The organism is Pseudoalteromonas aurantia (assembly GCF_005886875.1).
In the GTDB taxonomy this organism is placed as follows: Bacteria; Pseudomonadota; Gammaproteobacteria; order Enterobacterales; family Alteromonadaceae; genus Pseudoalteromonas; species Pseudoalteromonas aurantia_A.
Map to the genome: position 1 here is coordinate 67,251 of NZ_PNBY01000066.1, position 11,171 is coordinate 78,421.

10 protein-coding genes are annotated in these 11,171 nt (G+C 41.8%); 5 read left to right on the forward strand and 5 right to left on the reverse strand.

The features are described 5' to 3' along the window. Nucleotides 1-13 precede the first annotated feature (13 nt). From CWC18_RS13665 to CWC18_RS13685, 5 genes are all read right to left on the reverse strand, one after another. Nucleotides 14-331 carry a hypothetical protein gene (locus CWC18_RS13665; protein ID WP_138591051.1) on the reverse strand — a complete coding sequence of 106 codons (318 nt, stop codon included), beginning with the start codon at nt 329-331 and terminating at the stop codon, nt 14-16. Nucleotides 332-405: 74 nt separating this feature from the next. After that, on the reverse strand, nt 406-597 hold the full coding sequence (locus CWC18_RS13670; RefSeq protein ID WP_138675473.1) for a hypothetical protein: 192 nt from the start codon (nt 595-597) through the stop codon (nt 406-408). Nucleotides 598-943: 346 nt separating this feature from the next. After that, entirely contained in the window at nt 944-2,026 is a 1,083-nt protein-coding gene (locus CWC18_RS13675; RefSeq protein ID WP_138675474.1) for an NAD(P)/FAD-dependent oxidoreductase, read from the reverse strand. A gap of 5 nt (nt 2,027-2,031) precedes the next feature. Beyond that, a complete protein-coding gene (locus CWC18_RS13680; RefSeq protein WP_138675475.1) occupies nt 2,032-3,984 on the reverse strand; it encodes a LodA/GoxA family CTQ-dependent oxidase in 1,953 nt (650 codons plus the stop codon). Between the two features lie 116 nt (nt 3,985-4,100). Continuing rightward, nucleotides 4,101-4,964, reverse strand: a complete 864-nt coding sequence (locus CWC18_RS13685; RefSeq protein ID WP_138675476.1) for a polysaccharide deacetylase family protein — start codon at nt 4,962-4,964, stop codon at nt 4,101-4,103. Nucleotides 4,965-5,165: 201 nt separating this feature from the next. Between CWC18_RS13685 and CWC18_RS13690 the strand changes: the two genes are divergently transcribed. The 5 genes from CWC18_RS13690 to CWC18_RS13710 all read left to right on the forward strand — a co-directional run bounded on the left by CWC18_RS13690 (nt 5,166) and on the right by CWC18_RS13710 (nt 10,966). Next, a complete protein-coding gene (locus CWC18_RS13690) occupies nt 5,166-5,822 on the forward strand; it encodes an ABC transporter ATP-binding protein (RefSeq protein ID WP_138591041.1) in 657 nt (218 codons plus the stop codon). Continuing rightward, entirely contained in the window at nt 5,815-8,280 is a 2,466-nt protein-coding gene (locus tag CWC18_RS13695; protein ID WP_138675477.1) for an ABC transporter permease, read from the forward strand. Before CWC18_RS13690 ends, CWC18_RS13695 begins: the two co-directional genes overlap by 8 nt. Nucleotides 8,281-8,295: 15 nt before the next feature. Continuing rightward, complete coding sequence (locus tag CWC18_RS13700; RefSeq protein ID WP_138591037.1) at nt 8,296-9,357, forward strand: lipocalin-like domain-containing protein; 1,062 nt, start codon at nt 8,296-8,298, stop codon at nt 9,355-9,357. A 432-nt stretch (nt 9,358-9,789) separates the two neighbouring features. Continuing rightward, a complete protein-coding gene (locus CWC18_RS13705) occupies nt 9,790-10,092 on the forward strand; it encodes a hypothetical protein (RefSeq protein ID WP_138598602.1) in 303 nt (100 codons plus the stop codon). A gap of 124 nt (nt 10,093-10,216) precedes the next feature. Further along, nucleotides 10,217-10,966, forward strand: coding sequence for a hypothetical protein (locus tag CWC18_RS13710; RefSeq protein ID WP_138598601.1), 750 nt, complete (start codon nt 10,217-10,219; stop codon nt 10,964-10,966). Nucleotides 10,967-11,171 lie beyond the last annotated feature (205 nt).

Consider the following 11,171-nt stretch of genomic DNA (forward strand, 5'->3'; position numbering starts at 1 on the left):
ATCAATTCATGAATTAATTATGACATTCGGTTTGGGCAATGACTCTGTTATGTGTCAGCTCTACAGTATCTTTATCTATATATTTAATAAAGTTTTGACACTCGGGCGAGTCATAAAATGCTTGTTGGACACGTGTCGCATCATGAAGTGTTTTCCAGTAAATCACATCGATATACAAGGTTGAATTTTGTTGCTTGGCGAGCGATCGATAAAGTAATCCTGATTGGGCATTTAGAAATGTTTCGAACTGAGCATTCGCAGTCATAAAATCTTGTTCTGTGATACCTTTCGCTAAAGCAAATGAAACTACTTCGATAATATTGTTTGGCATAATGTGTTTCCTTCTGTGATTAATAAGTCGCATTCAGTAAAACACATTACATGGTCAGGGAGTGTCAGTAGACGTTAGGCGAGATAACCATAGGTTGCCAATGAACCTGAAATAATGCTAGCACAAGCAAATAGCCCGTATTCAATTTTAATTTGCATACGCTCTTCGGAACTAGATGCTTTTTTAGTCATTGCCATAATAATGCAGGTGGCGGCTAAGCAAAAACTGATAATAATGAAGTTAACTAAAATAGCATCGAGCAACATGATTTACCTCAATTGATAAAGTATTGGAATTTAAGCAGACATAACTGTTTGGTGCAGGATTATACGTGTCTTTTTTACCAGTGGGTAGCTTTGTGTAACGATTTGCAAAGGGTATGATTTAATTCATGGGTAAAGGCGGTAAGCATTTTTCGATAAATAGAAACATGGCTCCACCGACCATATACGTTATTAGATTAAAACGGGTGAGATCAACACTGTGAATCGAATAGAAGCATTCAGATTTGCAAAGTTCTTTCAAGTCAAGATAAATATATTTGTGTAAGTGAATCTTCCAGAGGTTACCTCTGGAGTATATATATCTGATAGGTAGTAGTTATTTTCAGTTTTATGAAACCATTTTATAATACAGCGCCCTATGTGCGAGGTAGCTTTGCCATATTTTATCAACTTGCTGTTGATATATATGGCGATTATCGGTGTGGGTAAGCCCGTTATTAATGAGTAATTCACCCAGTTGCATTGCGCTGGCCATGGCGTTGAACATGCCTTGAGATGACAATGGGTCAAAGCTGATAGCTGAATCTCCAATGGCGAACCAAGCGTTACCAGAGCAACTTTCTAGTTTGGAGGAGTTTGCAGCCAGCATGGGGTGTAAAGTTGCGCTTGAATGATCTAGCTGAGATATCAGTGCGCCTAACCCGGTTACATGCTGTGCTCGTTGAAGCAATACTTGTGGGGTATGTATTTGTGCTGCTTTTATGATGTGTGGCTCTGCATACCAAGAAAATATTCTCTTTTGTTGATATACGCCAGCGTTTAAATCATTTTGGTGGAGGGGGGCGCTATACCACCAACTGTCGTCAGTATGACTTATAACCGCCACATTTTTCGTAATATTCAGGTTTGCGGTAAAACCAATAGACATGAGTTTATCAAATTGATGCCTTGCGATCCCTTGTTGACGTGCAAATACACAATGCCTGCCTGAAGCATCAATCACAATATCGCTTATAAGCTGGTGTGCGTGTGCGTTGTGTTGATAGGTTACCTTCCATCCATGAGATGTTTTAGTGCTGTCAACCAGTTGTGCGGGCCAAATAGTGTGTATATTTGCTGTGTAGCAGGCTTCCCTAAGCTGCTTTTCAAAATAAGCCCTATCCAGATGCCAGCCAAACCCATCGGGGTTCTTTAAGTTATCGATTAAAGTGGGCTCGTCTGAGCCCCAATAAGATAGGGTCCCTTGACTGACGATATGCCGAGGATCACTCAGCAAATGCTGTAAATTTAATTGTTTTAGTATCCTAATTGCGGCGGGCGCGAGTGATTCACCGACCTTATTTTGTGGCTCAGCGTCTTTGTCTATCAACGTGACAGAGTAATAAGGCGCTAGTGCAAGGGCTGCAATGCAGCCCCCAATACCAGAGCCAATTATGACGACTTGTGTCTTTGGTAATTGTGACTCAGTCATGTTTTTTAGCTTTTAAAGTTAAAGCGATTGGCTTTGTCAGTTTGACTTAAATCAGGGCGAATACCCTTTTTCGCTTGTTGCTGCCCTGTTGATCTTAACGCTGTTTTAGGCTCTTTTGAGGTGGGTGTTAAACCAACTTGCATAGTGGTTGGAAAGCCTGTGACGCCTTTTTCTGTTTTAGGTAAAACCACTGCCAGCTTATCAAAGTTATTAATCATGTCGTTGATCTGTGCTTTGTAGTCAGTCGTGGGTCCAATAGGGAGATCATCAAGCCAAAATTCACGCTCATTAAATGCAGCTTGTCGCTCATTGATGGGTAAACTTTCGTCAATTACCTTGTCGTAGTTTTCTTTATTTAACATGTTATTCGGCACACGTGCAGGCCAAAAGGTCGGTAAGTATGGGTCTAGAGCTGTATTATAACCATCTCGGCAAGACGCGGTATCAGTTTGCCATGGAATCGCCATCCAGCGTGTGATACCACCTGCAATTTGTCCGTTGTTTATCGGGCCATCAAAAGATAGTGCAGTATGAGGCGTTAAAACGGAGCCAAAATTAATATCGTGTGTTGGAGAAGTATCGTCAGCATGACGCAATCTAAATGCTTCACTATACATCCCAATATGCCGCATTGGCCAAGTCATTTCACATCCTGGGTGAAAAGCGTCAGCCAAACAAAAGTCCATAGCTGCTTTTGTTAGCATATCGGGTTGCTGAGCAATTGGTACACTCTCAATTGAGGTTGGCGTTTTTTGGCTCGGATCGTAATCGGCAATAAATTCTCCAGATACCCATTGTGACAGCGCATTAAGTTGAATTCGAGTCAGTGTCAAAAATTGTCGAGGAGAGCTGTTTGACTCTTTGCTCATTGCATCCCCATAAATCCAAGGCCATTGTTGTGGCGATAAAGAGGTATTGGTGGGATCCCACGCTGCAACAGAGATTGGGTTTTCACCTATGTCAAATTGGGTATCTAACTGTCGGAAGTTATTAAATAATGTGCGTTTTGATTCTTGCCATGTCGAAGAAGGGTCACTCAGACGCTTTAACCAAAGTTCTGACGTAAAATCAAACGGGCTTTGCCAACCAAACCCAGCGGCAAACCCTGCATTGACCCACTGTAAGTCAGTCATGCGCTGGAAAATAGGTAAAATATCGTGAGTAAAAGAAGGTTTGCCCGGCACAGGTAACATGTTTGCGTCTACTGCAATATCATACATCAAATCCCACATGGTTCTGACCGACTTTTGCATAGGCGCATAATCAGGAGGGGCACAAACAACCCAGCTAGGCTTTACGGGTAAAACAGCACCATCAACAGTCACGTCAGCGGTAATTGGGCCGTCAGAGGTATCATCATACCACCCATCGTTGTTACCGAATGTAACTGCCTGTTCTCCAAGTATGTTTGCTGATTTACCATGGCCTCCCAGCATGACTAAGCGGCCCTCTGAGTCGGTTGTCATTTCACCTAGGTAGACCGAAACCTCATCAAATGCACCGATAAATTGATGCTGCTCACCAGCTATATTACGTCCAGATAACGTGTTTTTTCCGCCATCAATGAGCAGTTTCTCACGGGCACTTCCCGCTATCTTTTTGTTTCGTAGCTTGGAAGGATCTGCTTGTGCTGCTTCTGGAATATCTAAGGCAATTTCGAAGTTATACCAAGAGGCTTTTTGGTTTGCAAGTTGTGCATGCCAAGTAATATCGGCGTTGTCGGCGGTGAGTTCTTTTACAACTTCACCCGCAGCATTTAACCCATAAATGCGAAAACGTGCAGCTTGGCGCTTTAAAGCACCAGTACTATCTCGGTAAAAATTGGCTGTTTGTGGGAGTGGCTCGCTGACTTCTGGACCAATAAAGTATTCAGATTGACTGTTACCAACACGCATCACACCGATGGGGGGATATATCGCGGCTGATACAATGGTTGAATGGCAAGAGGTGTTTTCCATACCTAAACTTCCTTTAATTTTAGACCTAACTATTGACGTAGAAGCGCAACTATTGCTGCACTTCTATTGTGTAAAGGAGTCTAGTTTCACTACCTGAGAATAGCAATTACAGCCAATTACGGCGCTTTTCTATGGTGTTTTATGTAACTGCCAATGGTATTGACGGTATCTAGCCAATACCCATTTTTAGGATCTTTTAAATAAACAAATAGTTGTTCTAGTACGTCTTTATCAACGCTATATAAGCCGTTTTCCCCAACATCATGGCCAGCAAGGATGATCCAGCTATTATTGCCTTTAAGGAATTCGAGTACTGTTTTTATTTCCTCGAAAGTTTGCCCATCGAGACGAATGGCAGTCAGCTGAGAGAAAGACGTGTAGTTTGGGTTGTTGGCGGTTTCATCGTTCCATGTTCTGCCAAATTGAAATTGCTGTGCGATTAATGGCACATAGCTGCGAGTATCAACACCTCTGCCCACGAACGTATTGCCACATGGGTACGCAAAACTGGTGGGAGTGACACCTAGCTTTTTTTTAAGGTAATTATTGGCTTTCTCTATGTCTTGTTTGATCCAATCAAGGGTTGTATTTTCGAGCCCTAACCCTCTTACGCGAAGCCATTCAAAGTTACCAGTACACACATGGTTATTGGTATGGTTGGCAATTTCATGACCATATGACACCGCCTTTTTCCACCCCTTTAATTGCGACTCAACATTATTTGGTACGACGTAAAAAGTGCCTTTTACTTGGTGCTTTTCAAAGAGTGGCATGCCCACGGTAATTTGACTTTCTCGGGCATCGTCAAATGTGATACTAATGGCATTTTTAGCACCATTAGGATACTTAAAGCCTATGTATTTATTGCTTTTATTATTTTGCCACTGAGGAGGCGGTGTGTTTGACGCTGAGGCTGTAAAGCTGGCTGAGAGTGCACTTGATAATAGACCAAGGCTGAGTAGTAGGTTCAATATTCGCATTATAAGTTCCGTTTTTTTTTGACTCAGGTATATATACCCACGGAACATAGTTGGTGCAATATAAATAACCTGAAGTTAAACTGAATTATAAAAAATTCGATATTTAATACATTGACTTATGCTGTATAGAAATATATAAAATTCTGTTTTTAATAGTAATTTAATTTTAACCTTGTCTTTACTGCATTAAAGGACTTTGAAGTGATTGAACTAAAAAATGTCACGTTTAAGCGAACAGATGGCACAGATGAACGGACAATATTAGACAATATTACGCTGGTTATTGGGCGGGCAACGCAAGTGGCATTATTAGGTGACAGTGGCTCGGGCAAGTCGACATTGCTAAACCTATTAGCTGGGCTGCTTAAGCCCAATAGTGGGGAGGTAATTGTTAATAACCAAACAATAAGCACGTTAACTATGCAGCAACTGGCTCATTATCGCCGCACAATTGGTATTATATTTCAGCAGTATCAGTTATTAAGCCCGTTAACGGTAAAAGATAATATTACATTTCAAGCCCGTTTAAATAAGCTAGATTGTAGCGAACAAGATATCCAGCAATTATCACAGCGATTGGGTATTGCACATAAGCTTAATGCACTACCGCAACAGCTTTCAGGTGGGGAGCAGCAACGCGTGGGTATTGCCCGTGCGATTTTAAACCGGCCTAAACTACTGTTAGCCGATGAGCCAACAGGCAATTTAGATGCACAACGTGCGCAAGAAGTATTGGAGTTACTCATGACGCTTTGTCATGAGCGTGATATTAACTTAGTGTTAGTAACACATAGCGCAAGATTAGCGGGCCAATTATCAAGGCAGTTAGTGCTAAAAGATGGCCGGTTGTATGACTGAATTTAAATTAGTTCTACAGACATACTGGTGGTTCTACCGACGTCACATTGGATTATTACTCTTATTTTTTGTGGGGTTCAGTTTAGGGAGTGCTTTGTTAACTGCTATTCAGGGGCTCAATCTTGAAGCGTCTAAACGTTATCAGTCAACTACCGCCATGCTCAATAATCCTGTCACGCACTTTATTCGTCCGGCACTTGGTGAGCATGCTCTGCCTTTTTCATTATGGACACAATTACGACAGCAAGGGGTGACAGCTGCTCAACCTGTGGTTGAGGGGTGGGTGAAAACTCAAACGGGTGCAAGTGTGAACATTCGTGGGGTTAACTTATTTCAGTGGTTGGGCGCTGCCAATAATGATCGTAGCCAGTCAGTAGAGCGAGGCCATACTAACGCAGCAACCCTCACATTTGTTAGTGCTATATATTTGGATCCTAGTGTGATGAAGCGTTTGAATTTATCTGCTGAAAATCCGACGTTATCATTTAGCGACAGTATACAAAATATTCCTGTTGTTGCGATGAAAGGGCTCGGTGGCAGTGCGCTCATGGATATCTATTTAGCTGATCAACTACTAAATAAAAACGGCCAGATAAGCTACTTTGAAGTGACAGAGCAAAGTACTGAGCTGCAAACAATAATAACGACGTTGCTAAAAAATGGTGAACGTTTGGAGCCAGTGCAAGAACAAGCCTTTGATGGGCTCTCTCGTGCATTTTTCTTGAATTTAAAAGCGTTGGCCTTGCTCGGTTACGTGGTGGGCGCATTTTTAAGCTTTAATGCGATTAAATTGGCGTATACCTCGCGCCAGACTTTACAAAATCAGTTATTTGTATTGGGCTGTAGTGAACAGATGTTGACCAAAACATTGTTGACTGAGCTTACCGTGTTGAGCTTTGTGGCGGCGATATTTGGTGCGTTACTTGGCACGAGTTTGGCTAATTTTTTGGTTTTAGATGTGTCGTATACGTTACAGAGTTTATACCAATTAGATCGTACCTTAATTGTACAGTTTGATTGGTCTCTTGTGCTGCTTGGTTTTGTTTTAAATCTGCTCGTGCTGTTATGTTTTGTGTTTATTCAAACTCGTAACTCTCTGTTTAATAGTCCTCTATTAAAAATAGGCTCTGTGCTATTGGTTATGTTGGCCAGTGGTTATTTGTATTTATTTGCGGTCACAGAGGTAGAGGCATTGTTATTATGCATGGGCGTATTGTTACTCTTTTTTGGCATTACGCCGTGGTTTATCAGGCGGATATTTTTAATAAAGTGGCCAACTAAGAATGCGGTTTTACTCTGGCTAAAGGCTGACAGTAGCACTCAATTGTCAGCACTTACTTCGTCTGTATTAGCCATGTTAATGGCGATGGGGGCGGCTGTGGGCATGCAAATAATGGTGGGTAGCTTTAGTGACGCGTTAGATAAACACTTAACGCAGCGGCTCAGTGCCGATCTTTATGTAAGACCTGCTGGCGATTTTGAACAGCTCAAAAAGGAGCTAGTAAATCATCACAGTGTTACGCAAGTTGGGGTGTATTGGCATGCCCCCGTTGAAGTACGTACAGTGATGCAAAATGAGGGGGTGATCACACCCAGTGATAATAAAAAAGCGGCTGCTAAATTGATCAGCTTTGGTGAGGCGAGCCAGTATCACCAACATTTAAATCTGTTAGGTGATGAGTCCGTAGCCCCTCATCACTTTGTAATAAATGACACTGAACGGGGTTGCCTAATTAATGAACCCGGACTGCGTAAATATGTGCTTTCGACTGGAGATAGGGTGCTTATTGAGCAAGGTGATGCGAATATTCGCTGTGTTATTACTGGTGTTTTTTACGATTATGGCGAACAAGCATTAACGCTTGTCACAACAACTCATGAAATAGCTAAGAGCGGGATACAGTTTGAACGGTATGGTTTATCGCTTTGGTTAAATGAGGGGGCTAACACCAGCACGCTACGTGATGAATTAATGACGCACTATGGATTAGACAGTGCTCAGGTGATTGCAAATAAACAGTTTAAAGCGTTTGCTAAAACATTGTTTAAAAGTACCTTTTACATCACGAATGCACTGAACTCGTTCATAATATTAATTGCGCTCTTTGGCATGTGGGTGAGCTTTTTGACATTAGGGCGGCAACAGCTAGAACCTATTACTGTATTACAGCGGTTAGGGGTTTCAAATAAAAGCTTACTCTTAGCGAAGCTGTTACAAACTGGGGTAATTATTGGCGCAACATTAGCACTTGCGATCCCCCTTGGGTTATCGCTCGGCTGGGTGTTACTAAAGTATGTTATGCCGATTGCATTTGGCTGGAGCATGGCATTAACCGTTAATTGGGTTGAAATCGGAGTTTTTTCAGTGGCTATTTTTGTTTTTGCGCTGTTCAGCTGCGCGGTGCCATTAAGCAAGGTATTACTGCGCGGTACACCTAACGAGCATGTCGCGTTGTAAAGGAGTAGTGAAGTAATGTTAAAGTATTTTTTAGGGCTGGGTTTGCTACTGAGTGTTTTAGCTGGGTGCCAGCCTGCGCAAGACAAATCAGCAATTACACGGCAAGCCCCACCTAACCTTGGTGTTGACGTAGTTCCGAATACGCCCTTGGTATTTCCGCGAGATCATGGTGCACATTTAGATCAGAGTATTGAATGGTGGTATGTCACCGCTAACTTAGAGGCTGAAGATGGCAGCCAGTTTGGCGTACAGTGGACGTTGTTTCGTACATCGATGGCTGAGCCGCCACAGAGCCAGTCACCTTGGTGGGATGGCCAATTGTATTTTGCACACTTTGCGATACAAAATAATGATGCGCACCATGCGTTTGAAAAGTTTGCACGTGCGGGGCAAGTAGACATTACGGCAGCCCCTTTTGTGGCCAGAATTGATGATTGGCAGCTGAAAGGGAGTAACGAAGATATTTTACCAATGCAGTTAATCGCGCGTGAGGGACCATATGCGGCCAACCTAACCTTGGATAACAGTGTATTAGTGCGGCATGGCATTGATGGCTATAGCCAAAAAACAGCACAAGGGCATGCATCTTATTACTATAGCTACCCTTTTTTGGATGCAAGCGGAACGCTCGACTTTGCCGGTAAGCGTTATCAAGTCTCTGGTAAAGCGTGGTTAGACCGAGAGTGGTCATCTGCGTTAATAGACCCCAGTCAATCGGGGTGGGATTGGTTTAGCCTGCAAGCTGACGATCCGACAGAAGGAGGTTTAATGGTGTTTTGTATAAAAAACGCAGAGCAAAAATACGACCATTGTAGCGGCTCTCGAATTCAACCAAATGGCATGGTAGAAAGAATCAATCATACCGACATGTCGTTACAGCGCACAAAGTACGTAGCGTTGGCAGGTAAACATTATCCAGTAAAATGGACGCTTGATATTGCGGGCCTTGAGACAATTCATATTCACAGTGTCAATAAAGATGCCCGAAATGCACTGAGTATACCGTACTGGGAGGGTCGAGTGGTTAGCGCTGGTGGCTACACTGCAAAAGGCTATGTCGAGTTGGTTGGGTATTAAAATTACAGCGGGCGTGAGCAGGCTATATAACTTTCCTTTAGATGTATATTTTAATCGCAGAGCTTGGCTAACGATTTTTGGCCAGAGATTGAAGAACTCTGTTTTATGATTGGGTCATTCCTGATTAATATTGCCGAAGATAACAAGTGTTTGTATTTAATTTATTTTTATATTATTTTGATGGTATTAAACGGGACGCAGGCCTGGTTTTAGCGATAGAAAATAAGGCCAGCGTCCTTCTGAAAAGTTGTTATGTGAGCAGGAGAGTTTGTGCCAATATTTATAAAGCTTCTTTGGATATTTGGCTTGAGCAGTTTGGCATATATATTTTCTTCATTTTAGTATGCCGACAGCATTGCAGAGCTTACCGAATCTGAGAAAATAGAGGGAACAATAAATTCTGTTGAATGCAAAGACGGTTCACGTTCGTTTATGAAAAAAGAACTGACATTTTTAACTAATAAAGCAGAGGTTGAGTTTAAGTTTAATAAGGAAGGGAAGTGTTCAAAGCTTGTTTATTTTTACAAAAGTGCTAGCTCTTTTGAAGCGGTTCAAATAAACACCCTATTAAGTTCTCACGTCTTTTCACTGAAAATTGATGGCGTTGAACAGTATGACTTTGTTGAGCAAAAAAGTGATTACAATTATTATATTCTATTTTCACCATTCATAGTTCCATTGTTTATGGCAATTGACTCAACTGTTAATTGGAGTCGAGGAAGGTGGCGTAAATAGCTCACCTAAAAAGCGCATTAACGCATGGACTAATAAAGCTTGGCTTGGTTCGTGCTTCACCAATTTTAGCCAAGCATTATTGGCCCGTTATGCTAGGCATTAGGGCTCCTACAAGGAAGGATTTATGATTAAAAAGTATTTAGTAATAACTCTATTGTTTTCGACATCTTCGTTTGCAAAAACTTTCGACGCTGGGGACTTCACCGTTGAATATGACGATAATGTTCCGACTTTAATTGTCGAACAATTAGCTCAACGAGTGAGTGAAAATAGAAAAATTGTAAAAGCTTATCTACACCAGTCAAAGGAATATAAGGGGACTCCTATACAAGATGACTTAGTTGTATATATTTCGAAAAAACGTCGTACCCCTTACCAAGATTGGAATACGATTCATATCCCTGAAAAAAGAGTACTTTCGGCTTTCTCAGCAGAAGAATCAGAAAATAGTGGCATGGCCGTCATCCATGAACTAGCACATGTGTATGCTGTAAGTTACTTTCGTAAAAAGAAGAAAGATCGCTTTTTCGATGATGGTCTAGCCGTATTCTTACAACACAGGTTTGGTGAATCACCTGAGTACCCTAATTTCGGCCAAGATTTATATAGGGCAGTTGCAGAAACCTCGATTAGTTATGGCGGTTTAATTGCACTCGCCGAAGCAGAAACGGTGAGGCACGCAGCAAAAACGGGAGTAGGTAGACGACTTGCGTACTTACAAGAAGGTGCATTCACACAATACTTAATCGAAAATTATGGATTAGATCAGTATTTAAAAATTTACGCAGGTGAAAATATGCAAACAGTTACTGGTAAAACTTTTAGTCAACTGGAAAAAGAGTGGGTAGCATTGATCGGTGAATTCACGCCCTAACAAATAAGGATAGGTGTAAATTTAAACTGACATATATGGACACTCCCAGTGTGTCAAACAAAATAACTCTGGCGGGGTAGAATAAACTACCTCGTTTTTTCATTTCTTCGCTGCCACTGTTTGACGTTTGACCCATTTGCAATAAAGCGTTGCTCTGACATATATCCGGGCTTAACTGTTATTTCAGTGCCCCTAATGAGCTTCG

Coding starts and splice junctions, on each gene's coding strand:
- CWC18_RS13700 (WP_138591037.1), top strand. CDS start 8,296: ATGTTAAAGTATTTTTTAGGGCTGGGTTTGCTACTGAGTGTTTTAGCT.
- CWC18_RS13670 (WP_138675473.1), bottom strand. CDS start 597: ATGTTGCTCGATGCTATTTTAGTTAACTTCATTATTATCAGTTTTTGC.
- CWC18_RS13695 (WP_138675477.1), top strand. CDS start 5,815: ATGACTGAATTTAAATTAGTTCTACAGACATACTGGTGGTTCTACCGA.
- CWC18_RS13710 (WP_138598601.1), top strand. CDS start 10,217: ATGATTAAAAAGTATTTAGTAATAACTCTATTGTTTTCGACATCTTCG.
- CWC18_RS13685 (WP_138675476.1), bottom strand. CDS start 4,964: ATGCGAATATTGAACCTACTACTCAGCCTTGGTCTATTATCAAGTGCA.
- CWC18_RS13705 (WP_138598602.1), top strand. CDS start 9,790: ATGAAAAAAGAACTGACATTTTTAACTAATAAAGCAGAGGTTGAGTTT.
- CWC18_RS13675 (WP_138675474.1), bottom strand. CDS start 2,026: ATGACTGAGTCACAATTACCAAAGACACAAGTCGTCATAATTGGCTCT.
- CWC18_RS13665 (WP_138591051.1), bottom strand. CDS start 331: ATGCCAAACAATATTATCGAAGTAGTTTCATTTGCTTTAGCGAAAGGT.
- CWC18_RS13680 (WP_138675475.1), bottom strand. CDS start 3,984: ATGGAAAACACCTCTTGCCATTCAACCATTGTATCAGCCGCGATATAT.